General features: G+C 69.7%; 19 protein-coding genes and 1 pseudogene. 5 read left to right on the top strand and 15 right to left on the bottom strand.

Annotated features, from left to right (window positions below):
• Nucleotides 1-52: 52 nt before the first annotated feature.
• The 5 genes from ABGB01_RS18080 to ABGB01_RS18060 are packed head-to-tail and all read right to left on the bottom strand — an operon-like array spanning nt 53 to nt 6,353.
• A complete protein-coding gene (locus ABGB01_RS18080) occupies nt 53-2,497 on the bottom strand; it encodes a CoA transferase (RefSeq protein WP_347774593.1) in 2,445 nt (814 codons plus the stop codon).
• Entirely contained in the window at nt 2,494-3,516 is a 1,023-nt protein-coding gene (locus ABGB01_RS18075) for an ABC transporter ATP-binding protein (protein WP_347774592.1), read from the bottom strand. The genes ABGB01_RS18080 and ABGB01_RS18075 overlap by 4 nt, the downstream gene beginning before the upstream one ends.
• A complete protein-coding gene (locus ABGB01_RS18070; protein WP_347774591.1) occupies nt 3,509-4,540 on the bottom strand; it encodes an ABC transporter ATP-binding protein in 1,032 nt (343 codons plus the stop codon). Before ABGB01_RS18070 ends, ABGB01_RS18075 begins: the two co-directional genes overlap by 8 nt.
• The gene (locus ABGB01_RS18065) at nt 4,537-5,427 is read right to left on the bottom strand and encodes an ABC transporter permease (protein WP_347774589.1); all 891 of its coding nucleotides are present in this window, start codon (nt 5,425-5,427) and stop codon (nt 4,537-4,539) included. Before ABGB01_RS18065 ends, ABGB01_RS18070 begins: the two co-directional genes overlap by 4 nt.
• Complete coding sequence (locus tag ABGB01_RS18060; RefSeq protein ID WP_347774613.1) at nt 5,424-6,353, bottom strand: ABC transporter permease; 930 nt, start codon at nt 6,351-6,353, stop codon at nt 5,424-5,426. Before ABGB01_RS18060 ends, ABGB01_RS18065 begins: the two co-directional genes overlap by 4 nt.
• A 410-nt stretch (nt 6,354-6,763) precedes the next feature.
• Between ABGB01_RS18060 and ABGB01_RS18055 the strand changes: the two genes are divergently transcribed.
• Nucleotides 6,764-8,098 (top strand): helix-turn-helix domain-containing protein, encoded by a 1,335-nt coding sequence (locus ABGB01_RS18055; RefSeq protein ID WP_347774588.1) that lies wholly within the window; start codon nt 6,764-6,766, stop codon nt 8,096-8,098.
• Here the strand turns inward: ABGB01_RS18055 and ABGB01_RS18050 are convergent.
• From ABGB01_RS18050 to ABGB01_RS18005, 10 genes are all read right to left on the bottom strand, one after another.
• Complete coding sequence (locus ABGB01_RS18050) at nt 8,088-8,990, bottom strand: VOC family protein (protein WP_347774587.1); 903 nt, start codon at nt 8,988-8,990, stop codon at nt 8,088-8,090. The genes ABGB01_RS18055 and ABGB01_RS18050 overlap by 11 nt on opposite strands.
• Nucleotides 8,991-9,068: 78 nt before the next feature.
• On the bottom strand, nt 9,069-10,061 hold the full coding sequence (locus ABGB01_RS18045) for a PfkB family carbohydrate kinase (protein ID WP_347774586.1): 993 nt from the start codon (nt 10,059-10,061) through the stop codon (nt 9,069-9,071).
• Between the two features lie 22 nt (nt 10,062-10,083).
• The gene (gene purU, locus ABGB01_RS18040; RefSeq protein ID WP_347616189.1) at nt 10,084-10,950 is read right to left on the bottom strand and encodes a formyltetrahydrofolate deformylase; all 867 of its coding nucleotides are present in this window, start codon (nt 10,948-10,950) and stop codon (nt 10,084-10,086) included.
• Nucleotides 10,947-12,176, bottom strand: coding sequence for a methionine adenosyltransferase (gene metK, locus ABGB01_RS18035; protein ID WP_347774585.1), 1,230 nt, complete (start codon nt 12,174-12,176; stop codon nt 10,947-10,949). The genes purU and metK overlap by 4 nt, the downstream gene beginning before the upstream one ends.
• A complete protein-coding gene (locus tag ABGB01_RS18030; protein WP_347774584.1) occupies nt 12,173-13,246 on the bottom strand; it encodes a hypothetical protein in 1,074 nt (357 codons plus the stop codon). Before ABGB01_RS18030 ends, metK begins: the two co-directional genes overlap by 4 nt.
• Nucleotides 13,246-14,733, bottom strand: a complete 1,488-nt coding sequence (locus ABGB01_RS18025) for a hypothetical protein (protein ID WP_347774583.1) — start codon at nt 14,731-14,733, stop codon at nt 13,246-13,248. Before ABGB01_RS18025 ends, ABGB01_RS18030 begins: the two co-directional genes overlap by 1 nt.
• A complete protein-coding gene (locus ABGB01_RS18020; RefSeq protein WP_347774582.1) occupies nt 14,723-15,688 on the bottom strand; it encodes a methylenetetrahydrofolate reductase in 966 nt (321 codons plus the stop codon). The genes ABGB01_RS18025 and ABGB01_RS18020 overlap by 11 nt, the downstream gene beginning before the upstream one ends.
• A complete protein-coding gene (locus ABGB01_RS18015) occupies nt 15,685-16,188 on the bottom strand; it encodes a methylenetetrahydrofolate reductase C-terminal domain-containing protein (RefSeq protein WP_347774581.1) in 504 nt (167 codons plus the stop codon). The genes ABGB01_RS18020 and ABGB01_RS18015 overlap by 4 nt, the downstream gene beginning before the upstream one ends.
• A gap of 275 nt (nt 16,189-16,463) precedes the next feature.
• Nucleotides 16,464-17,936 (bottom strand): amidohydrolase family protein, encoded by a 1,473-nt coding sequence (locus ABGB01_RS18010; protein WP_347774580.1) that lies wholly within the window; start codon nt 17,934-17,936, stop codon nt 16,464-16,466.
• A gap of 35 nt (nt 17,937-17,971) precedes the next feature.
• Complete coding sequence (locus ABGB01_RS18005) at nt 17,972-18,991, bottom strand: TetR family transcriptional regulator (RefSeq protein ID WP_347774579.1); 1,020 nt, start codon at nt 18,989-18,991, stop codon at nt 17,972-17,974.
• Nucleotides 18,992-19,106: 115 nt separating this feature from the next.
• On the opposite strand from ABGB01_RS18005, the gene ABGB01_RS18000 reads away from it, so the two are divergent.
• The 4 genes and pseudogenes from ABGB01_RS18000 to ABGB01_RS17985 all read left to right on the top strand — a co-directional run bounded on the left by ABGB01_RS18000 (nt 19,107) and on the right by ABGB01_RS17985 (nt 23,105).
• A complete protein-coding gene (locus tag ABGB01_RS18000; protein WP_347774577.1) occupies nt 19,107-20,495 on the top strand; it encodes an MmgE/PrpD family protein in 1,389 nt (462 codons plus the stop codon).
• Nucleotides 20,495-21,424: an ABC transporter substrate-binding protein gene (locus tag ABGB01_RS17995; RefSeq protein WP_347774576.1), complete on the top strand. Its 930-nt coding sequence runs from the start codon at nt 20,495-20,497 to the stop codon at nt 21,422-21,424. Before ABGB01_RS18000 ends, ABGB01_RS17995 begins: the two co-directional genes overlap by 1 nt.
• A 169-nt stretch (nt 21,425-21,593) precedes the next feature.
• Nucleotides 21,594-22,229: pseudogene (locus tag ABGB01_RS17990) on the top strand (amino acid ABC transporter permease); the annotation flags it as partial.
• A 117-nt stretch (nt 22,230-22,346) separates the two neighbouring features.
• Complete coding sequence (locus tag ABGB01_RS17985; RefSeq protein ID WP_347774612.1) at nt 22,347-23,105, top strand: amino acid ABC transporter ATP-binding protein; 759 nt, start codon at nt 22,347-22,349, stop codon at nt 23,103-23,105.

Here is a 23,105-nt window from a genome sequence, read left to right as displayed (position 1 = left end):
GCTCAGCGGGCCGGTGATGTGCTGTTGGCTTGCTCGTCAGGGGTGTGCCGGGTCAGAAGTGCTCCCAGCCCGAGGGCAACGCGGACATCTGCACGGCCCAGGCCTGTTCCAGCGTCTCGGCCGAGCCGGCGAGCCCGATCCGGTCCAGCACCTCGTGGGCGTCGGCGCCGGGCCGGCGTACCGGATGGCCCAGTCGTGGCGGGTTGCCGTGCACCCGGATGGCGATGCCCGGCATCACCACCTCGCCGGCCTCCTCGGAGATCTGGGTGACGGTGAGCCCTTGGGACCGGGCCCACGGGTCGGCCATCAACTCCGCGAGCGTCGTGACCGGGTGCGCGCCCAGCCCCGCCTCGGTGAGGCGGCCGGTCCACTCGCTTGCGGTGGCGGTACGGAAGGCGGTCTGCAGGGCCGCCGCCACCGCGTCGTCGTCGGACCCGTCGAGGCCGGACAGCGCCTGCTCCAGGCCGGGAACCTCGCGGAGCACCGGCAGGGACCGCCGGGTCGCCCCGAGGAAGAACCATCGATCGGCCGCCTGGTAGAACCGGTGCCACGCACTGAGCCCGAGAGCCTCCGGCCCGCTCGGCTCTGCCGCGCGCTCACCTCCAGGAACGTTCCCACCTGGTGTGACGGCCCGGAGCTCGTGTGCGGGGCGCACCGCGAAGCTCGCCTGCTGGTAGCCGCCCGTCTGGGTGAGTGAGGTGCGCACCTGCTGGCCTGCGTCGGTCAGCTCGCGATGATAGATGCCCACTGCCGCGGCGAAGGCGGCCATGGCGCCGGTGCCGTAGTCGAGGACGTTGTAGGGGCCCAGCACGGCCGGCCGGCCGTCGCCGCCCGCCCGGGTCATGATTCCGGTCGCCGCCTGGCCCTGGGTCTCGTACCCCCGGCGGCCCGCCCATGGCCCGCCGTAGCCGTAACAGCTGACGGAGACGTAGACGATGTCCGGGCGGCGGGCCCGGACGTGCTCGTAGCCCAGGCCGTAGCGTTCGGCGGTCCGCTCGGGGAAGTTGTGGGTCAGGACGTCCGCTTCGTCGATGAGCCGCCAGAGAATCTGCTGGCCCTGGCTCGACTTCACGTCCACGAGGATCGTCTGCTTGCCGCGGTTGACGAACCCGTGCGCGCCGACGCGCCGCTGCGGCGAGTTGATCTTCACGACGTCGGCCCCGAACTCGACCAGGATCCGTCCCGCGCTCGGCCCGGCCAGGATCTGGGTGAGGTCGACGACCCGCCGCCCCGCGTAGGGCAGCGCGACGGGACCAGCAATCGAATCGGCAACCGGACCAGCCTCGACGCGCGGCGGGTGAGCGGGGGACGCGCCGCCAGGCGACGCGACTTCGGCACTCGGCGGGTCGGCGGGCGACGCGAGCTCGGCGAGGATCTCGGCACGGTCCGCGTCGGGCAGGTGCCGGGGCCTGCCGGGCAGCGCGGGGGTGGCCGACAGCCACACCGCCGAGCCGGGCATCGCCGTCGCGCCCAGCTCAGGATCGTCGACCACGACGACCTGTCCGGAGGCGCGCGCGTGGTCGTTCTCCAGCCATTCGGCGAGCGTCCGGACGGCGGCGAGCGGAACGCCCGCCACCCCGGCGAGCTCCTCCCACTCGCCCGCCGGGCGAGTCAGGAACAGCGCGGTGAGCCGGTCGTGCAGCAGCCGGCGCAGCTCCGGGTCGCGATCCAGCCGGGCGCGGTCGGTCAGGCCCTCGCCCACCCAGGCCGTCACCCCCGCCGCGTCGAGGAACCAGACGAGGAATCGGGGCGTCGCGCCGATCGGGTTGAACTGCACGTACCTGCCGTCCGAGCAGCGGTACGTGCCGCTGCCGTTGGAGCTGATCGCCCGCTCCGGGGGCAGTCCCCGAGCGACCGGGTAGGCGCCGCTCCCCCCGATGGCCTCGAACATCGCGTCGAACAGCGGGACCTCGACCCGGTCGCCACGCCCGGTGCGCTGCCGGGCGGTCAGGCTCGCCACGATGGCGAACGCGCCGCAGAACGCCGCGAAGTTGGACGCCACGGGAATCGCGGTGTAGGTCGGCCGGGTGTCGTCCCAGCCGTCCGGCGCGTGACCGGCCCGGATCCGGCAGTTGCCGGTGGCGGCCGCGATGACGCCCTCCCAGCCGGGGACCCCGGCACGCGGATCGTCGGCCGCGAAGCCCGGCAGGGAGCAGTAGACGAGCCGGGGGTTGGCGGCGCGCAGCTCCTCCCAGCCGAGCCCGAGCCGGTCCATCACCCCCGGCCGGAAGTTCTCGATGAGGACGTCGGCCCGCCGGACGAGGTCGCGGGCGACGCCGAGGTCCGCCGCGTCCTTCAGGTCAAGGCTGATGCGCCGCTTGCCCCGGTTGAAGAACGCGTCATCTACCGGGGGTGTGACGCCAGGACGGTCGACGTGCACGACGTCGGCTCCCTGGTCGGCGAGCATGACCGCGGCCAGCGGCCCGGCGACGTGGTGACCGAAGTCGACGACACGGATCCCTTGGAGAGCTCCCGGCCGTTGCTTGGAGGTGCTCATCGCGATGTCTCCTGGGGCTCGGTGACCGGCGCGACGGCCGGCTGGTGCAGGACACAGGCCACGCTGTGCTGGGCGCCGATCCGCAGCAGCGGCGGGTCCTGGTGCGCGCACTCGTCCTGGGCGACCGGGCAGCGGGTGCGGAAGCGGCAGCCCGTCGGGGGGTTCGCCGGATCGGGCAGCTCGCCGCGCAGCACGGTGCGGCGCCGGGACCGCTGCACCTCCGGGTCGGGCACGGGCACCGCCGACAGCAGCGCCTTGGTGTACGGGTGCCGCGGGTCGGTCGCGACCTGCTCCGCGGTGCCTTCCTCGACGATCCGGCCCAGGTACATCACCGCGATCCGGTGCGACAGGTGCCTGACCGTGGCGAAGTCGTGGGACACGAGGACCATCGCCTGCCCGGTGTCCTGCTGGATCGACAGCAGCAGGTTGAGGATCTCCGAGCGGGTCGACAGGTCCAGCGCGGAGGTCGGTTCGTCGGCGACGAGGACGCTCGGCGAGAGCGCCAGCGCGCGGGCGATGCAGACCCGCTGCCGCTGCCCGCCGGACAACTCGTCCGGATATCTGTCGACGAACGCCGGATCGAGGGTGGCCCGGCCGAGCAGCTGGGCGGCGCGCTCGCGCATCTCGCCCCGGCCGATCCTGCCGTGGACCAGGAGTGGCTCGGCGACGGCGTGGCCGATCGTCTTGGTCGGGTCGAGGGCGCCGTACGGATCCTGGAAGATGACCTGGAGCCGGCCGCGCATCTCCTTGAGCTCGCTGCCGCGCGCTTTGCTGACGTCCTTGCCCTCCACCTCGACCGTGCCCTGGTCGGGCTTGAGCAGCCGGGCCATCAGCCGGCCCACCGTCGTCTTGCCCGATCCGGACTCGCCCACGATGCCGACCGTGGTGCCGGCCCGTACCTCCAGGTCGACTCCGTCGACGGCGCGGACGCTCTCCAGCGTCCGGCCCAGCATGCTGCGGCGCAGCGGGAACGACTTGGTCAGGCCGCGCACGCGCAAGACCACTTGATCCTCAGCCACGGACGGCCCCCTTCAGAATCAGGTCACCGGAGGCGACGCGCCCGCACCGGGTGCGGCGATCGTCGCCGATGGTGGTGTCGGCCTGTGGTCGCCGGCAGACGTCGTCGACGCTGTGCACGCAGCGGGGCTCGAACCGGCAGCCGCCGGGGAACTGCCCCGCCGACGGGACCCTGCCCGGGATGACCGTCAGGCTGGTCCTGGCCCGGCCCGCCTGCGGCACGGCGGCGAGCAGCGCGCTGGAGTACGGGTGCCGCGGCTCGTGGAAGAGCCGGTCGACGGGGGTCCGCTCGGCCATGTGACCGGCGTACATGACGACCACGTCGTCGCAGAAGTCCGCGACCACGCCGAGATCGTGGGTGACCAGCAGGACGGCCAGATCGAGGTCGCGCCGCAGATCGCGCAGCAGCTCCAGGATCTCGGCCTGGATCGTGACGTCCAGGGCGGTGGTCGGCTCGTCGGCGATCAGCAGCTTCGGGTCGCAGGCGATGGCGGCCGCGATCATGACGCGTTGCTGCATGCCGCCGCTCATCTCGTGCGGGTAGGACCCGAGCCTGCGTTCGGCGTTCGGGATGCCCACCCGGCTCAGCAGCTGTCCTGCCTGCTGGAGTGCCACCGACCGCCGCTCACCCAGGTGCAGCCGGCGCGCCTCGGCGATCTGGTCGCCGACGGTCATCGTCGGGTTGAGGCTGCTCATCGGCTCCTGGAACACCATGCCGACCGGCCCGCCCCGGATCCGGCGGAGCTCCCGCCGGCTGCAGTTGAGCAGGTCGACCCCGTCGAAGCGGATCGAGCCCGCCGCGACCCGGACGGCCGCGGGCAGCAGGCCCAGGATCGCCATGGAGGTCAGCGACTTGCCGCAGCCGGACTCGCCGATCAGGGCGACCGCCTGCCCCCTCCGTACCTCGAAGGTGACGTCCTCGACCAGCCCCGGCTGCCCGGCACCGCCGGGCAGATCGATGGTGAGGCCCTCGACGGACAGCAACGGCTCGGCGGCGTCGCTTCGTTGTCCCGGTCGTGCTGTCATGTCCGCCTCCTGACTCCGACGGCGTCGCGGATCGAGTCACCGATCGTGTTGAACGCGAGCACGGTCAGCACCATCGCGATTCCGGGCGGCACCACCGAGAAGGGCGAGTGGAACTGGTTGGTGTACGCGGATTTGAGCATCGAGCCCCAGCTGGCGTCGGGTGGCTGGACGCCCAGGCCGATGAAGCTCAGGCTGGCCTCGGCCAGGAGCGCGACGCCCATCAGGATCGTGACCTGAACCAGCAGCGGAGCGGCGATGTTGGGCAGGATGTGCACCCACAGGGTGCGCCGGGTGGACGAGCCGATGGCCACCGCCGAGTCGACGAAGGTCTCCTCCGCGACGGCCAGCGTCGCGCCGCGTACGACTCTGAACAGGCCGGGCGCGAAGATGATGCCGACCGCGAGCATGGCGTTGACCAGCCCCGGGCCGAGCACCGCGACGATGGCCAGCGCCCCGACCAGCGCCGGCAGGCTGAGGATCGTGTCGGCCAGCCGGCCCGCGACGGCGTCGACGACACCGCGGCGCAGGCCGGCCCACAACCCGAGCGGCAGGCCGATGAGCAGCGCCACGCCCACCGAGATGAGCGGGGCGATGACGGCGATGCGCGAGGCCTGGATGATCCGGCTCGCGACGTCGCGCCCGAACTCGTCGGTGCCGAGGGGATGCGTCCAGCTGAGCTCGGCGAACCTGTTGCCGAGGTTCTGCGCCTCCGGGTCGTGCGGGGAGACGAACGGACCGGCGATCGCCAGGAAGACGAGGAGGGCGATGAAGGCGACGGCGACCGCGCCGGCCGGCCGGCGCAGAATCGTCAGGACGACGTGCCGCGCGGGGCGCGAGCTCTTGGCGGCGGCGGGCGTGGGAGTCGTGGTCGTGGTGGTGGTGGTCATGCCGTACGCACCTTCGGGTTGATCCAGCCGTAGGCCAGGTCCACGATGAGGTTGATCGCCACCACGACCACGGCGCTGAACAGGACGTAGCCCTGGATCATCGGGTAGTTCCGTTGCAGCACCGAGTTGATGGCCAGGGAGCCGAGGCCGGAGATGCCGAACACGGCCTCCACCACGATGACTCCCCCGAGCAGTCGTCCGGTCTGCAGGCCGAGTACGGTCACGACGGGGATGGCCGCGTTGCGCAGGATGTGCCTGCGGACCAGCCAGGGTCCCGACGCGCCCCGGGCCCGTGCCGTGCGTACGTACGGGCGGGTGAGCACGTCGGCGACGCAGCCCCGGGTGTGTCTGGCGAGTTCGGCCGAGGTGGCCAGGCCGAGTGACGTGGCCGGGAGGATCACGTGGGAGAGCCACACCCCGAATCCCTCCCTGATGTCGACGTATCCGGTCGCCGGTAGCCAGGGGTTGGCCAGGGCGAACAGCGATACGAGCACCATCGCAAGCCAGAAGCTGGGCATCGCGATGCCGAGCGTGGCCAGGGCCGACACGGCCCGGTCGATCCAGCTGCCCTGGGTCAGGCCCGCGATGATCCCGGCCGTCACGCCGATCACGACCGCGACACCCATCGCCATCAGAGTGATGATCACGGTCGGCGGCGCCGCCTCGAGGATCGTCGAGGCGACCGGCCGGTTGCTGAACAGCGAGTTACCGAGGTCTCCTTGCAGCACGCCGGAGAACCAGCTGACGTACTGCTCCAGGACGGGCTTGTCCAGGCCGAGCTCGGCGCGGATCCTGGCCACTTCGGCCACCGTGGCGTTCTCACCTGCGATCACCTCGGCGACGTCGCCGGGGATCATCTGGACCAGCAAGAAGGTGAGTATCGAAACAAGCCACAAGACCAGCAGACCGCCGCCGAGCCGACGCATCACCATGCCTGCGCTCACCGCCACCTCCGTCCAGCACCGCGCGGAACGAAGACTGTGCTGGAGCCGGGCGAGACACTCGCAGGGTCCGTTGGTGTCACATGCATTCACCGCGCCGTTGTCCGATAATGGGACAAAATGTGCAATAGTTGTAAACGCCATGCTGCCCTGCGGCTACGTGGGCGTCAAGAGGGAGCCGTTGCGTAAATGGGCGGTTTCGGGATCGTTACCGGGCATCCGTCGAAGGCGGTGACCACCCGAAATGCCGGTCCCTCGGATGGCGGCGGGCGCAGGCCGGTTTCCACGTATAGCCGACCGGACGAGGGAGCACCCTGGGCCACACCACAGCATGGACACGTACTCTTTGTCCTCACACACATGGCAACCCCGGCGTTCGACCTTAGGATTCGCTCATGGCCGCAGAGTCACCCTTCACCGGCCTGACCAGTGTCACCAGCGGTTCCACCGTGATCACCCAGGAGAACCGGACGCTCCGCGACCTGGTGGAGATCTACCGTCACCTGTCCGGCCTGGCTCTCCAGGACGCCGACATCGGCACGGTCGCCCACCTCGTCGCCCACCGGACCGACGTCACGGTGGCCGTCATCAGCCAGAAGATGGGCATCCTCGCCGCGGCCTCCCCCGGCGAGAGCCACGAAAGCGCCATCCAGTACGTCCACGACCATCTGATCCATCCACGGCTGGCGCACATGCTCGCCGACGCCGGAAAGTCCCGCCACCCGCTCCGGCTGCCGGACCCGGCGCGCGGCCGGGCCCGCGTCGTGGCCCCGATCCTGGTCGGCGGCACCGTGCCCGCCTATCTCGTCTCGCTCGTCGGAGCGGCACCGGACCAGGGCGAGGACATCGACCTGATGATCGCCGAGCATGCCGCGACGATCTGCGGGGTGATCCTGGCCCGCGAGCGCGTCATCTTCTCGGCGGCCAGCCAGGTGCGTGACGACCTCATCGAAGGGCTGCTGTCCGGGTCCGGCCGGGACCACGACGAGGTCGTCCGCTGGGCGCAACATCTCGGCTACGACAGCGAGCGCGACCACCGCGTCCTGTCGATCATCATCGAACCGCCCGCGGGCGACACCCAGCGCAGCGCCCTGGTCGCCGAACGCGCCGCGGGCGCGACCGCGCGCCTGTTCACCGCCCAGTCCCCGGACGCGATCACCTCCGTCCGTACGGACGAGGTGGTCGTGGTGCTGACCGAGAGCACCACCCCGGGCTCCACCACCAGGGCCGAGCAGCTCGGCACCCTGTGCGTGCAACGCCTCGGGGCGCTGTTCCCCGACGTCGGCGTGTCCATCGGCGTCGGCGGCGCCTTCCGCGAACCGGCGCACATCGCCCGCTCGTACGAGGAGGCACGCAGGACCACCGAGGTGATCCGGCGGCTCGGCCAGCGCGGCGCCGTGGTCGCCTTCGACAAACTGGGCATCGGTCGCCTGCTGCTCCAGGTGCCCGACATCGAGACGCTGCGCGAGTTCGCCACGGACATCCTCGGCGAGGTGCTGCGCCACGAGAGGAAGCACCATTCGGAGTTCATCGCCACGCTGATGTGCTACTTCAGGGAGAACAACAGCCCGCAACGGGCGTCGAAGCTGCTGCACGTGCATCCCAACACGGTCACCTACCGGATCCACCGGATCGAGGAGATCACCGGACTGGACCTGAACGCCTATCGTGACCGCCTCGCCGCGCAGGTGGCCCTGGAGATCATCGACGCCCTCGACGTCAGTGCTTGACCTCGGGGGACGAATCGCCCGCCGTCACGACGGCCGCGGCGGAGTAGACGATGCCGGCGCCGGTCGACGAGTCGATGTAGCGCGGAATCCAGCCCTCGTCGTCGTCGACCGGGGTCGCACCCCACCCGTAACAGACGTGGAAGCCGGTCGAGGTGCTGACCCGGAACAGGAACATGTTGTCCGACAGCCGGCGTCCGGGGCTGACGAAGGCGTCCATCTCTCTCCTGGCCAGGTCCCAGGCGATCTCCACCTCCTCCAGCGTCGTCACCTCGATCATCAGGTGTTCGAGCCGGAGGTCGTCGCCCCCTTCGAGCAGGGCGATGCTGTGGTGGCGGGGATTGCACCGCAGGAACCACATCTCGCCGAGGTGCGCGCCGAGATTGATCGCGTCGGACACCTTCATGCCCATCACGCCGGCGTAGAAGTCGAGCCCCCGCTGGAGGTCCGGCAGCCGCAGCACGACGAAGCCCAGGCCGAGCGCGCCGGTGACCGTCCGCGACGTCGGCCGCCGGCCCTGGTAGGAGCCCGCCCTCTCCTCCTGGCCGACGAAGAACTCGTGCCGCAGGCCGAAGGGGTCGTCGAAGAAGATGAGCCGCTCGACGGAGCGCTCGGCCGCCAGCCGCGCCGAACCCTCCGTCACCTCGAACCCGGCGGCGCTCAGGTGGGCCGCGACGCCCTCCAGTGACTCCTCGGCGCCGATCTCCCAGCCGAGGTAGAGCAGCCGGTCGGAGTCTCCCGGGTGGATCGCGAGGCGGTGGGACCGGTCGCACCAGCGCACCCGGACCGTGCCGTCGGGCAGCCGGTAGGTCTCGAAGCCGAAGACGCGCGGGCCGAAGCCCAGCCAATCCTCCCCCGACGCGGACTGAACGCCGAGGTATCCGATGCTTCGCATGCCGCATCTCCTCGCACTTCGCGCACACAAGGTGCGCCACGACAAGAATACGCGGCCGGGGAAACGCGGCACCGCCGCTCAGGTCAGGGCGGCGCACAGCACCGGCTCGATGTCCGCCGCCGCCTCCTCCCCGTAAGCCTCGCGCAGGCGGGCCACGTCGGTGTCGGCGTCGATGACCCACTCCTGGGCGCCGTTCGTCTCCAGCACCAGCGTGGCGACGAGCGCCCCGAGCTGGGCGGCCCGCTCCAGCCCCAGCCCGCCGTTCCCGCCGGCCAGGAAACCGGCCCGGAACCCGTCGCCGACGCCGGTCGGGTCGGCGATCGTCCGGGCCGGCACCACCCCGACGTGCAGCGCGGTGCCGTCGCGGCCGACGATGTCGACGCCTCGGTCGGACAGGGTGGTCACCCGCAGGCCGACCCGGCCGGTGATCTCGTCGGAGTCCCAGCCGGTCTTGCGGATCAGCAGTTCCAGTTCGTACTCGTTGGTGAACAGGTAGGTGGCGCCGTCGACCAGAGAGCGGCACTGGTCACCGTCGAGGCGGGGCAGCTGCTGCGACGGGTCCGCGGCGAACGGCACACCCAGCGACCTGGCCTCCTCGGTCTGCGCGACCATCGCGTCCGGATCGCTGGCGCACACCATGACCAGCTCGGTGCCGTACCGCTCCACGATGGGGGCGAGTGCGATGTTCTTGGTCTCCGTCATCGCCCCCGGGTAGAAGGACGCGAGCTGGCACTGGTCGTCATCGGTCGTGCAGGTGAAGCGCGGGGTGTGGGCCGACTCCACGGTGAGGACCCCGCCGCAGTCGACGCCGTGCCGTTCGAGGATCGCCCGATAGCCGGCGAAGTCGGCGCCGACGGCTCCCACGAGCACCGGGCGTTGTCCCAGGACTCCCATGCCGAAGGCGATGTTCGCGCCGACCCCGCCCCGGTGGACGACGAGATCGTCGACCAGGAAGCTCAGTGACACCCGGTTGAGCCGGTCGGCCACGAGATGGTCCGCGAAGCGGCCCGGAAAGTGCATCAGGTGGTCGGTGGCGATCGATCCGATCACCGCGGTCGTCCCTGCGGGCACGGTTACTCCTCAGTGGATGTGGTCAGAAGACGATCGTGGTGCGGCCGTTCACCAGGACGCGGTCCTCGCAGTGCCAGGCCACGGCTCGCGCCAGCACGGTCCGCTCGATGTCCGCGCCGCGCCGCGTCAGCTCGCGCACGCTCGCGCGGTGCGACACCCGGACGACGTCCTGCTCGATGATCGGCCCCTCGTCGAGCTCCTCGGTGGCGTAGTGCGCGCTCGCCCCGATGAGCTTCACGCCGCGCTCCTTCGCCTGTTCGTACGGCCCGGCGCCGGCGAACGCGGGCAGGAAGGAATGGTGGATGTTGATCACCGGGACGCCGATCCGGTCCAGGAAGTCGCCCGAGAGAACCTGCATGTAGCGGGCCAGGACGAGCAGATCGACCCGGCCCCGCAGGAGGTCGAGCTGGCGCCGCTCGGCCTCCGGTTTGGTCGCCCTGGTCACCGGGACGTGCTCGAACGGCACCCCGAAAGCGGCCACCTCGCCGGCGAGGTCCGGATGGTTGGAGACCACCTGGCACACCTCGATGGGCAACTCACCCCGACGGGCCCGCCACAGCAGATCCAGCAGGCAGTGGTCGTACCGTGACACGAAGAGCGCCACCCGGGTCGGCGCGGAGACGGCGCGGAAACGGAAGTCCGCGCCGAGCCGGACCGCGACCTCCTCCCGGAACTCGCGCTCCAGCCGGGGCAGCTCCTTGTCCAGTCCGGGCAGGTGGAACACGACGCGCAGGAAGAACCGGCCGCCCGCGGGCCCGGTGGAGTCCTGGTCGGACTGCACGATGTTGGCCCCACGCCGATACAGGAACGACGAGACGCAGGCGACGATGCCCGGCCGGTCGGTGCAGGAGACGACCAGCCGGCCGACGTCGGGGGCCGTTCCGGTCACAGCGTGGCGGGGACGGCGTCGGCGGACAGCGCGGCCGCCCGGCGGAGCACGTCGGCCCGATCGGTCCGCTCCCACGGCAGGTCGAGGTCCGTACGCCCGAAGTGCCCGTAGGCGGCGGTCTGGCCGTAGATGGGGCTGTGCAGTCCGAGATACGTGCGGAACGCGGCGGGGCGCAGGTCGAAGTGCTCGGCCACCAGGGTCCGGATCAGCGACCGGCTCACCCGCTCGGTGCCGAACGTCTCGACGAGCACCGAGACCGGCCTGGCCACCCCGATGGCGTACGCGACCTGCACCTCCACCCGGCGGGCGAGGCCGGCGGCGACCACGTTCTTGGCGACGTGACGCGCCGCGTAGGCCGCGGACCTGTCGACCTTGGAGGGGTCTTTGCCGGAGAAGGCGCCGCCGCCGTGCCGGGCGAATCCCCCATAGGTGTCCACGATGATCTTGCGTCCGGTGAGGCCGGCGTCACCCACCGGGCCGCCGATCACGAACCTGCCGGTGGGGTTGACCAGCAGGCTGCGGTGGAGCGCGTCGGCGTCGTACAGCTCGGCCGGCAGCTCCGGGATGACGACGTGCCGCCAGAGGTCCTCGCGGATCCGCTCCAGCGTGGCCTCCTCGGCGTGCTGGGTCGAGATCAGCACCTGCTCCACGCCGACCGGGACGTCACCCTGGTAGCGGACCGACACCTGGGTCTTGCCGTCCGGGCGCAGGTAGCCGAGCGTCCCGTCCTTACGCACGGCGGCGAGCCTGCGGGACAGGCGGTGCGCCAGCGCGATCGGCATCGGCATGAGCTCGGGCGTCTCGTCGGTGGCGTAGCCGAACATCATGCCCTGGTCACCGGCACCGGCGCGGTCGAACTCGTCGCCCGAGCGGTCGCTGCGATGCTCGTGCGCCAGGTCGACGCCCTGCGCGATGTCGGGTGACTGCTTGTCGAGCGCCACGAGGACGGCACACGAGTGACCGTCGAAGCCGTAGGCGCCGTCGTCGTAGCCGATCCTGTTGACGGTGTCCCGGACGATCTGCGTGTAGTCGAGCAGCTTCGGCGTGGTGATCTCCCCTGCCAGGACGACCATGCCGGTGGTGATCAGGGTCTCGCAGGCGACCCGGGAGCAGGGATCGAGGGTCAGGGCCGCGTCCAGCACGGCGTCGGAGATCGCGTCGGCGATCTTGTCCGGGTGGCCCTCGGTCACGGACTCGGAGGTGAACACGTAGTCGTCGTCGATCATTGCGCGGGCTCCTCGTGCGATGGGTTGAGCAGGTTCAGGGGGTGGGCGCCGGTCAGCTCGGACCGCACGGCGGCGGCTCCGGCGACCATGGCCGCGAGCTTGGCCCTGGCGACGGGCGCGGAGATGTTACGCAGCCCGCAGTCGGGGTTGATGACCAGCCGTTCGGCCGGGACGAGGCCGAGCGCGGTGCGGATCCTGGACGCGACCGCCTCCGGGGTTTCCACGTCAGAGGACTTGACGTCGATGACGCCGAGCCCGATCGTGCGGTCCCAGCCGAACTTGTCGATCACCGGCAGATCCGCGTAGCCCTTGCGCGCGAACTCCAGCACGAGCTGGTCCACCTCGGCGTCGAGCACGGCGGGGAACAGGAAGTCGTAGTGCCCCTCCCACGAGGGGCGCGCGTAGCGGTTGCCGTAACAGACGTGCAGCGCCCAGGTGACGTCGACGCCCTCGGTGACGATGTTGACGGCCTCGATCGCCGTCTTCACCTCGCCGGGGTAGCCGGCCAGGAAGGGCTCGTCGATCTGCAGCAGCCGCGCACCGCGCGCGGCCAGGGCGCGCGCCTCTGCGTTGAGCACGCGCGCGATCGCCGGCACGAGCTCGGCGGGGTCGTCGTACGCCTCGTTCCGCACCCGCCGCGACAGCGAGAACGGCCCGGTGAAGGAGAACTTGACCGGGTCCGAGGTCTGCTCGGCGGTGAAGGAGAAGTCGTCGGCCAGCATCAGCGGCGCCGTGTCCGTGACCGACAGCCGCTCGGTGACCCTGGCGTCGTAGTAGTCGAAGTAGAAGTCCTTCGCCGTCTGCGGGATGTCGATGCCCGGCATCCTGGCGAGGAAGTAGTCGATGTCGTTGTCGCGGCGCAGCTCGCCGTCGGACACGATGTCGATGCCGGCCAGCTCCTGGTCCCGGAGCGCCGCCTTGATCGCCATGTCGTGCAGGTCCCGGAGCTGCGCGTAGCTCATCCGGCCGCGGTAGTAGTCGGTTTTCAACCGTTCCATCCACTCCGGGACGGGGTAGGAGCCGACGACGCTGGTGGGGAGCAGCGGCAGCCCGCTCATCAGGTCGGACATCAGTCCCTCACCTGCGCCGTCATCGTGACGATGTTGCCGCCCACCCGGTGTGCGAAGGGCACGTAGCGCACGTCGAAGCCGTTGCGCCGGCCCACGTGCGCCAGCAGTGGCCCGTTCACCCAGTTGACGACGGACCCCTCGTACTTGCCGGGGCCCCGGAAGTTGGTCCGGTACGCCTGCACGTCGGTGACGAACAGGTCATGGCAGACGAGCCTGCCGAACGGATGCAGCAGTTTCAGGCTGTCGGCGAAGCTCGCCACCGCCCCGTTGTTGACGTGCATGCGGATGTCGGCGCCTGATTCGAGCAGCGGCCGCAGCAGCTCACCGCTCATCTCCGGCGCGAGGGCGTAGAGGTCGAGCCCGGCCAACGGGACGTACCTCTCCTCCAGCCTGACCAGGTCCCACACCGCCCGCCAAAAGGCGACGGCGGCGTCCACGTCGGCGAACCGGGCCGGATCGACCTCGGCCAGCAGCCCCGGCCCGAGCCGCAGCAGCTTGTGCACCAGGACCGGCAGCTCGTCCACCGCGGCCCCTGCCGACTCGGCGAGCCCGGCCACGCCGGCGTCGTCGAGGTAGGCGCGGACCTGCACGCCGTAGGTCCGCCCGCCCAGCTGGGCGACCTCGTCGGTCGGCAGGTTGTCATAGACGTTGGAGACGTAGACGAGGAAGACCTTGTACTTCAGGAAGCCGAGCGAGGTGCACGGCGCCGTAGCGTCCAGCACGAACGAGCTGATCCGTGCCCGGTGCTCGCCCACCGCCTCGCGGGCCAGGTCGAGCACATGCTGGGAGTAGTCGCACATCATGTAGTGCAGGCGCCGGTAGTAGTCGCGCCCGTGCTCGACGTCGAGAGCGCGGAACTCGTCGAGGAAGACCTTCGCCTGACTGCCGTTGCCCACCCCGAGCTCGACGACGTAGAGCTCCTCGGGCAGGGCGTCGCCGTCGGCCAGCGCGTCCCAGACCTCGAAGAGGTCACGGATCACGTCCCGCGCGGCGTCGTGGTTGTGCGCGTCGCTCTCCCCGCCCGGCAGCGCCTGCTCGTATCCCCGGCCAGTGGACTTCTCCCAGAGGTCCAGGTCCTTCCAGTAGCGGGCGTTGAACTCCCAGACGCAACTGCCGCTGCCCGGCCCCCAGTCCTCCAGCGGGACCCGGCCGCTCTCCCGCTCCCGCCGCAGGGCGGCGGTGACCTCCTCAAGGGACATGCCGGCACTGCGTCGTACGTCGACCGCGATCTCGATGGCGTCGTCCCGGACGCCCAGGGGCACGATGGCGGGGCCGGGTCCCGCGCTCAGTTGTGGGCACAGCAGGATCGGCCTGACGTCGACCACCTCGCGGAAGTTCGACTTGTACTGGACCCAGTCGCACACGAGCCGGACTTTGCCGAGGTCCGTGACCTCCCGCAACGCCTCGACAACGGGCGCGAGCGAGGTCATGAGGTCCAGGGGACTCGTACCGCTGAGTTTGGCGTGGGGCCGGAAGTCAACGAGCATGACCGATGCCCTCCATGGGGTGGTGGTGGTTGTGATCGGGAAGCGCGGCCGGCGGCTGGGGGATGCCGGCCCGCCGCAGGATGTCGGGCACGCCGTGCTCGAAGCCGAGCGCCATGAGGTGCACGCCCGCGACGCCGGGGATCGTGGCGAGCCGCTGGACGGCCTCCACGCACATCCGGATCCCCTCCTCGGCGACCCGATCGGTGGGAACCCCGCGCAACCTCCGGTCGACCTCGTCGGGAACGTGCACGCCGGGCACGGCGGTGCGCATGTACTCCAGGGCACGCAGCGAGCGGATGGGGCCGACGCCGGCGATGACCTTGCAGTGGTCGGTCACGCCGAGATCCCGCAGGCCCGCCATCCAGCGCTCGAACACCTCGAAGTCGAACACGTACTGCGTCTGGACGAAGCCCGCGCCCGCGCTCACCTTCTTGGCCAGCCGGCGGGCCCGGAACCGCAGCGGCGGTGCGAACGGGTTCTCCACCGTGCCGATCAACCAGGCCGGGCGGGCGGAGACGGCCTCGCCGGAGATGAGCACGCCGTCGTCCCGAAGGGTGCGCGCGGTCCAGACGAGTTGCACCCCGTCGAGATCGAAGACCGGCTTGGCCTCGGGATGGTCGCCGAACCGGGGATGGTCGCCGGTCAGCAGCAGCACGTTCGGGATGCCGAGGGCGCCCGCCGCAAGCAGGTCCGACTGCAGGGCCATGCGATTACGGTCGCGGCAGGTCAGCTGCATCACCGGCTCGACGCCGGCGCGCTGGGCGAGCAGGCTGCCGGCCAGGCTCGACATCCGGACGTTCGCCCCCTGGTTGTCGGTGACGTTCGCGGCGTCGACCCAGCCCCGCAGCAGATCCGCCTTACGCGTGACCGCCTCCGCGTCGGCCCCTCTGGGCGGGCCGATCTCGGCGGTGACGGCGAACCTGCCGGCTTCGAACGCGGCACGCAGCCCGCTCATCGCGGGCTCAACCCCAGCTCGCGTCGCAGCAGCGGGCGGGGTTCGTCCTCGCTGTACGCCACAGCCAGCCCGTCGTCACGCCCCTGCCAGTAATTCACCCACGAGCTGCGGTCCCATTCGCGGTGATCGACCGGGCGCTGCAGCAGATCCAGGTCGGCGCCGTGCCCCGCGCCCTGCGCCCGCTCGATCGCGGTCACCCAGACGCAGACCAGATCGGGATGCACCTCACAGCGGCCGTCGGCCGCCACGCCCCCGCAGGGGCCGTTGCGCAGCTGCTTCGGGCAGGTCATCGGGCAGGTGTAGCCGGTGTCGGGCAGCGCGCACTGGCCGCACATGCGGCATCCGTACAGCTGCTCCTTCGCCACCCGCTCCACCCGGGTGAACCACCCGTAGGCCGGCCGCCTGCGTTCGAGCCAGGCCGCGAGCCTCCGGTACAGGTGGTTGGCGGCGAGGACACGGTGCAGGCCGTAGCTGAGCCGCGCCCCGGCCCGGGGGACCACAGGGCGAGGCCAACCGCCACCGCCCGCACACTGCTCGCCGAAGCCCACGATCTACTCCCTCTGGCTGAACGGCTCACCGCCGACGCCGGTGAATGTCGTTCAACCGCTGAGATCGAGGCTGCCAGAGCGCTCAACGCGTGTCTTAGGCCCGCGCACCAACGCTGAAGGGCCGTTCATTGTGACGACCCACAGGGCAGCTCAGGAGTCGAGCACCGCGGCGACGGCCTCGGGCGGGGAACGCCGCCCGGGATTCCCTCTCGCGGGCGACGGCTCGATCACGATTGCCGGCTTCTGAGCACCATGCCGGGGGTGACGCCGCGGAAGTTTCCTGATTCCACGGTGATGACGCCGTTGACCAGTACGTAGTCGATGCCGCTTGGCGCGGCGGGAGTGGCGAAGGTGGCGTTCTCGCCGATGGTTGCCTCGTCGAAGATGACGATGTCGGCGTGGTTGCCTGTTCGCAGCACTCCTCGGTCCGTCAGGCCCATGATCGCTGCCGGTACCGCGGTCATCTTCCTCAGCGCGGTCTCCAGCGGCAGCGCCTGCTTGTCTCTGACGTACTCACCGAGGACCTTGGGGAACGCGCTGTAGTTACGCGGATGACAGGGCGCGAGCCACGGCTGGTTGAAGCCGTCGGTGCAGATCGAGACGTACGGCAGGGCGAGATAACGCTTGACCGACTCGTCGCTGGAACTGATGTCGGTGCCCATCAGGGTGTCCTGGCTCTCGAAGGGGAGCATTTCCAGGATGAGGTCGGCGACGCCTTCCGGTGTCGCTTCAACGCCGCGGGCTTTCAAGATCCCCGACAGCGTTATGCCTTGCCAGCGCTTCTGAGAGGTGTCGGTCCAGTCGAAGACGACTACGAGGTCGCCGTTGCCGTTGTGGTAGCGGGTGATGCGGTCGAGGATGGCGGCTTTGATCTGTTCCGGGTCCTGGCGGTCTTTCTCGATGAGGAGTTCGCTGGGGATGAAGATGGACGGGTTCCAGCCGAAGAACGTGTAGGGGTACTGGTCGCCGGCGACGTCGAGGCCGTCGGCCCTGGCTGCTTCGATCGCGGCGATGACCGCTGCGGTCTTCCACTGGTTACAGGCGCCGTCGGTCTTGAGGTGGGACAGCTGGATCTGGACGCCGGAGTCGCGGCCGATCCTGATGGCCTCCTCGACCGCGGCGAGCAGGTCGTCCCCCTCACTGCGCATGTGGCTGGCGTAGAAGCCGCCGTGCCCGGCCACCACGGATGCGCACGCGGTCAACTCGGCCGTCCTGGTGGAGAGGCCGGGGATGTACTCCAGCCCGGTCGACATTCCGAACGCGCCGTCCGCCAGTCCCTTCCCGACCATGGCCAGGAGGGTCTGGAGCTGGGCCTCGGTCACCTTGCGCCGGCCGTCGGGGATTCCGCACGCCATACGGGCATAGCCGTGTGCCACGAGCGTGCCGAAGTTCACCGCGGGCGGCTGGGCATCGAGGCGGGCGAGCAGCTCGCCGGGAGGCATCTTGGCCATGCCGCAGTTCCCGGCGAGCACGGTCGTGATGCCCTGCCGCAGATAGTTCTGAAACAGCAGGTAGGAAGGGTGGTCGAACAGGTCGAGATCGGTATGTGTGTGCAGATCGATGAACCCTGGGCAGACGATCCGTCCCGCCGCCTCGATCACCTCCGTATCGGGTCCGATCTCTACAGCGTCATCGCCCACATAGCTGACCCGGCCGCCGGTGATCACCAGAGTTGTGCCGTACGGCCGGGCGGGGTCCATGGTGATGACCTTGCCGCCGCGGATGACGATGTCCGTCATGTGAGCTCCTTAGCTGGGATACCGAGTTGTTCCGCGGTGAAGCGGGCGAGCACCTCGCGTGCCGTACTCGACGACTTGTAACCGAGGGTCGTGCGAAGGGCGAGGCTCTCGGCGATCGCGGTGAACCGTTCGCGCACCTCGGGGAGCGGCGCGACCGGGTGCAGCGTGCCGTTCTCGACACCGGCGGTGAACACGGCGAGTACGGCATCGGCCCAGCGCTGCGACATCCGGACGCACTCGTCGAGGAAGGCAGGATGACGCCTGACTCTGCCCCAGACCTCCAGCCACAGCAGGTACTCCTCGAAGGTGCCCTGGTCACGGGGGATACTGAGCTCGAGCAGATGGCGTACGTGCTCGACGGTTCCCGCGTCGTCATCGAGGAGCCGCTGCAGGGTGGCGTGCAACTGATCGCCGGCCCAGCGGAACGCGGCCAGAAGCGCCTCGTCCTTGCTTCGGAAGTAATAGTGGATGCTGGCCTTGGAGACGCCTGCCTCGCGAGCGATGTCGGCGATGCGGGTGGCGTCGATCCCGCGCTGAGCCATGATCTTGCAAGCGGCCCGCCGGATCCGGTCCTCTGGACTGTCAGGAACGGGGTCGAGGCTGCCCTGCCCCTTCCAGGCCGCCGCGAGTTCGTGGAGCAGGGCCGCGTCCTCACCGCCCGCATGGAGCGTGGTTTCTATCCGCTTGGTCATCCGCCAGGCCCTGCGGTAGCCGGTGCCGAGCGCCTCCGCCACCCGGTTTGGCCTGGTCTTTCCCGGTGCGTCCACGATGAGGACGACCGCGTCCAGCCAATCTTCGAGGGGTACGGGCGAGCCGGCGAACGGCGTGCTCGCGGTCGGGTAGACGTGCGCGCCGCAACTGTCGCACGCGTAGGCGCGGCGGCGTGAGATGCGATGGAAGGAGCGTTCGGCGTCGCATCGCCTGCAGCGCGGCTTGCCGCCGCCGGGTGCGTGGACCGTGGCCCAGAGCAGCGCCAGCGCGGCATCCCCCTTACTTGTCTCTAGTGAAATCTGCACTCACCGTTCTCTAGGCAAATACAAGGAGATTTATCCCTTGACATGCCATATTTCCGAATGGAACTGTTTGCCGCATTAAACATGTACCTGTAGAAGCATCACAAGGGGGACCCGAATGAGTGAGGCCCCGGCCGCGCGGTTCATCACCGAGCTCACCTGGGACGCGCTGCCCCCCGAGGTGATCGAACGGGCCGTCATGTGCCTGACCGACACGCTCGCCGCCATGATTGCCGGACGTACGACCACGTCTTCGCTCGTCGCCGACGACCTCGCGCGGACCTGGTGGCCGGCCGGCTCCGCGACCTCGGTCATCAGCGGGAAGCGGCTGGGCACCCCCGGCGCCGCGTTCGCCAACGCGGTCGCGGCCAACGCCGTGGACGTGGACGACTGCGGCATCTACACCTGGGGACACCCGGGCGCCCAGATCGTACCGACCGCGCTGGCGCTGGCCGAAGAACACCACCTCACCGGTCGCGAACTCATCACCGCGATCGTCGTCGGCTACGAGATCGCCTTCCGCGCCGGGCGCTGCGTCAACAAGGAGCAGAGCGAGGTCCGCTCGGCGGAGCGCACCTACCGGGCCTGTGGTTCCTGGGGTGCCGTGGCCTGCGCCGCGATCGCCTGCCACGTCCTCGGTCTCGACCAGAAGACGACGACGCACGCGCTGGGCATCGCGGAATACGACTCGCCACACCTGCCGATGATGCGCGCGATCGACACTCCCGGCATGGTCAAGCACGGCGTCGGGTTCGGTGCGCTCACCGGCCTCCTGTCCACCGAACTGGCCAAGCGTGGCTTCACCGGCATCCAGCCCAGCCTCGACCTTGAGGAGTTCCGCCCGTTCACCGACGACCTGGGCGCGGACTACTACCTGCCCCGCGGCATCACCTTCAAGCGGTACTCCAGCTGCGCCTGGACCCATCCGGCGCTGCTGGCGGTCGAGGAACTACACAAGAAGAACCCGCTGACACCGGAGACCATCGAACGCGTCGTCGTCGAGACCTACCCCGATGCCGTACGGCTGGGCACCCGGATGCCGGAGACGACCGAGGAAGCACAGTTCAACATGGCGTGGCCGGTCGCGGCGATGCTGGCGGACGGCCGGGTCGGCCCTGATCAGATGGCGGACGCACGGCTGGCCGATCCGCTGATCGGGGGCCTGGCCAGGCGGGTCGAGGTCGTCGTATCAGAGGAACTCAGCCGCCTCTACTACCTGTCGGAGGTGAACGATCCGGAGGGCAGCGACTCGGCGATCGTCACGGTCACGCTGACCGACGGCACCGTGCTCACCTCCGGCCGGGTCGACCACGTTCTCTACCCGGAACCTGGGTGGACGCCGGAGGAGATCCGGGAGAAGTTCACCTGGCTGGCCACCGACCGGCTGGAACCCGCGTCGATCCCGCGGCTGCTGGAAGGTCTGACGAACGTGGAGTTCGCCGACGACAGCGCCGCCCTCATGGGCGACCTGGCGTCGTCTTTGACACCGCAGCGAGGAGCCCTCTGATGAAGCCGGCGAAGATTCTCACCACCGTTGCCGGGCTGATCGTCGCGCTCAGCGCGTGCGGCGGCCTGGCGTCCAGCCCGCCCGCTCCCGAAGTGGCCGCATCTTCTGCCGCGCCCGCAGGAGCAGCCGACCCCGAGGCGCAGAAGCTGCTTCCCGAGCGGATCAAGTCGGCCGGCGTACTCAAGGTCGCCAGCAACATCCCGTATCCACCGTGGGAGATGTACACCACGGCCGGAGGGAAGCAGCCGACCGGCATCGACTACGACCTGAGCCAGGCGATCGGCGCGAAGCTCGGTGTCAAGGCATCTTTCGATCAGACCGCGTTCGACGCGATCATCCCGTCGCTGCTGGCCGGTAAGGCCGACATCATGATGGCCGGCACCTTCGACACCCCCAAGCGGCGCGAATCGCTGAACTTCGTCGACTACGCCAAGGACGGGTACTCCATGCTCGTCGCCAAGGGCAACCCGCAAGGGCTGAAGGACGTTGCCGACCTGTCAGGTAAGACCGTGGCGGTGCAGTCCTCCACCTCGGAGGAGGCCTCGATCGACAAGCTCAGCAAGAAGTTCAAGGCCGAGGGCAAGCCGGGTGTCGAGGTCCTCCGCTTCCCCGGCGACAGTGAGGCGTTCCTGGCCATCAAGAGCGGCAAGGCGGCGGCCAGGGTCCAGGCGACCTCCGCCGCCGCGTACGCGGTCAAGACCTTCGAGAACGGCGCCGCCTTCGAACTCGTCGACGCCCCCTCGGTCACCGCGGAGTTCGGCGGCGGCATGGAGGGCATCGGCGTCAACAAGACCGACACCGAACTCCTCAAGGCCGTCCAGGCCGCACTTCAGTCGCTGATCGACGACGGCACCTACCTCAAGATCCTCACCAAGTACGGCGTGCAGGACATCGCCGTACAGAAGGCAGAGGTCAACCAAGGTGAGTAGCTCAGGAGACCGGCCGCCACCCGCGGCCGTAGTGCCGATCCGCCGTTACGGCCGGTGGGCGGCGGCGATCCTCATCGCGTACCTCCTGTTCTCGCTCGGCTGGTCGCTGCTGCGTAACCCCAACCTCGACCTGCCGACGATCGGGCAGTATCTCTTCGCGCCCTCGATCATGTACGGGCTCGTCGTCACGATCCAGCTAACCGTCATCGCGATGGTCATCGGTGTCGTCGGCGGTGTGGCTCTCGCGGTGATGCGGCTGTCGGGCAACCCGGTGCTGGCCGCGGTCGCCTGGGGTTACATCTGGTTCTTCCGCGGCACACCACTGCTGGTCCAGATCATCTTCTGGGGATTCCTCGGCGCGCTTTACCCCAACCTGGTGCTCGAAATCCCGCTCACCGGCATCGTGTTCGCCTCCGTGCCCACGAACGCGGTCGTCGGCGCGGCCACCGCGGCCATCATCGCGCTGGCCACGCACGAGGCGGCCTACTGTGCCGAACTCGTCCGCGCGGCGATCATCTCGGTCGACTCCGGGCAGCGCGAGGCGGCCATGTCGCTCGGCATGCCAAGTGCGCGCCGCATGCGGTTCGTCATCCTGCCGCAGGCCATGCGGGTGCTCATCCCGTCCCTGGGCAACGAGTCGATCTCCATGCTCAAGATGACCGCGCTCGTCTCCGTCATCTCCGGTCTCGACCTGATGACCAGCGTCCAGCAGATCTACCAGCAGAACTTCAAAATCATCCCGCTGCTGGTCGTCGCGTCCCTCTGGTATCTGCTGCTGACCTCGGTACTCAGCGTCGGCCAGCACTACGTCGAGCGATACTTCGGCCGCGGCTTCAGCGATGCCGCCGTCCGCCGTAAACCGCGCCGGCCGGTCGAGGACGCGCCCGTTGTCGTAAGAGAGCCGGTTCATCCTGATCAACCGATGGTCCGGGCCGAGCAGGTTTGGAAGTGGTTCGGCGCCACCGACGTGCTCAAAGGCGTCGACCTCACCGTCTACCCACGGCAGACCTTCGTCCTCCTCGGTCCGTCGGGAAGCGGCAAGTCGACCCTGCTGCGCTGCGTCAACGCCCTGGAGCAGATCGACGCCGGCGTACTGGAGGTCGAAGGCGACCGGATCGGCGTACGGCGTGACGGGGAGCGCCTGCATGAGATGACCGAGGCCCAGATCTGCGCCCAGCGGGTACGCATCGGCATGGTCTTCCAGCGGTTCAACCTGTTCCCGCACATGACCGCGATCGAGAACGTCACTCTCGGCCCCCGGCGCGTACTCGGCCTGTCCCGCGACCAGGCCGAGGCCGAGGCCGTCCGGCTGCTGACCCGGGTCGGCCTCGCCGACAAACTGGACAACTACCCGGCCCAGCTCTCCGGCGGCCAGCAGCAGCGCGTCGCCATCGCCCGTGCCCTGGCCATGAAGCCGCACCTCATGCTGTTCGACGAGCCCACCTCGGCCCTCGACCCCGAACTCGTCGGCGAAGTACTCGACGTCATGAAGGTCCTGGCCAGGAACGGCATGACGATGATCGTGGCCACGCACGAGATCGGCTTCGCCAAGGAAGTGGCCGACCAGGTCGCCGTACTCGACGGCGGCGTCATCATCGAGTCAGGCCCACCCGCGGAATGCCTGGTCAACCCCAAGGAAGAGCGCACCAAGGCGTTCCTGTCCAAAGTCCTGGAGCTGTAG

The sequence above is a fragment of the Nonomuraea sp. B5E05 genome (assembly GCF_039880665.1).
Classification (GTDB): Bacteria; Actinomycetota; Actinomycetes; order Streptosporangiales; family Streptosporangiaceae; genus Nonomuraea.
Note: the sequence above shows the minus strand (reverse complement) of the source record. Positions and strands in the feature narration are given on the sequence as shown.

Bases quoted from the DNA above. Each gene is read 5' to 3' on its own strand.
- ABGB01_RS18060 (WP_347774613.1), bottom strand. From the start codon at position 6,353: ATGCGTCGGCTCGGCGGCGGTCTGCTGGTCTTGTGGCTTGTTTCGATA.
- ABGB01_RS18000 (WP_347774577.1), top strand. From the start codon at position 19,107: ATGAGTGAGGCCCCGGCCGCGCGGTTCATCACCGAGCTCACCTGGGAC.
- ABGB01_RS18065 (WP_347774589.1), bottom strand. From the start codon at position 5,427: ATGACCACCACCACCACGACCACGACTCCCACGCCCGCCGCCGCCAAG.
- ABGB01_RS17995 (WP_347774576.1), top strand. From the start codon at position 20,495: ATGAAGCCGGCGAAGATTCTCACCACCGTTGCCGGGCTGATCGTCGCG.
- ABGB01_RS17985 (WP_347774612.1), top strand. From the start codon at position 22,347: ATGGTCCGGGCCGAGCAGGTTTGGAAGTGGTTCGGCGCCACCGACGTG.
- ABGB01_RS18080 (WP_347774593.1), bottom strand. From the start codon at position 2,497: ATGAGCACCTCCAAGCAACGGCCGGGAGCTCTCCAAGGGATCCGTGTC.
- metK (WP_347774585.1), bottom strand. From the start codon at position 12,176: ATGATCGACGACGACTACGTGTTCACCTCCGAGTCCGTGACCGAGGGC.
- ABGB01_RS18050 (WP_347774587.1), bottom strand. From the start codon at position 8,990: ATGCGAAGCATCGGATACCTCGGCGTTCAGTCCGCGTCGGGGGAGGAT.
- ABGB01_RS18055 (WP_347774588.1), top strand. From the start codon at position 6,764: ATGGCCGCAGAGTCACCCTTCACCGGCCTGACCAGTGTCACCAGCGGT.
- ABGB01_RS18025 (WP_347774583.1), bottom strand. From the start codon at position 14,733: ATGCTCGTTGACTTCCGGCCCCACGCCAAACTCAGCGGTACGAGTCCC.
- ABGB01_RS18070 (WP_347774591.1), bottom strand. From the start codon at position 4,540: ATGACAGCACGACCGGGACAACGAAGCGACGCCGCCGAGCCGTTGCTG.
- ABGB01_RS18030 (WP_347774584.1), bottom strand. From the start codon at position 13,246: ATGTCCGACCTGATGAGCGGGCTGCCGCTGCTCCCCACCAGCGTCGTC.
- ABGB01_RS18020 (WP_347774582.1), bottom strand. From the start codon at position 15,688: ATGAGCGGGCTGCGTGCCGCGTTCGAAGCCGGCAGGTTCGCCGTCACC.
- ABGB01_RS18010 (WP_347774580.1), bottom strand. From the start codon at position 17,936: ATGGACCCCGCCCGGCCGTACGGCACAACTCTGGTGATCACCGGCGGC.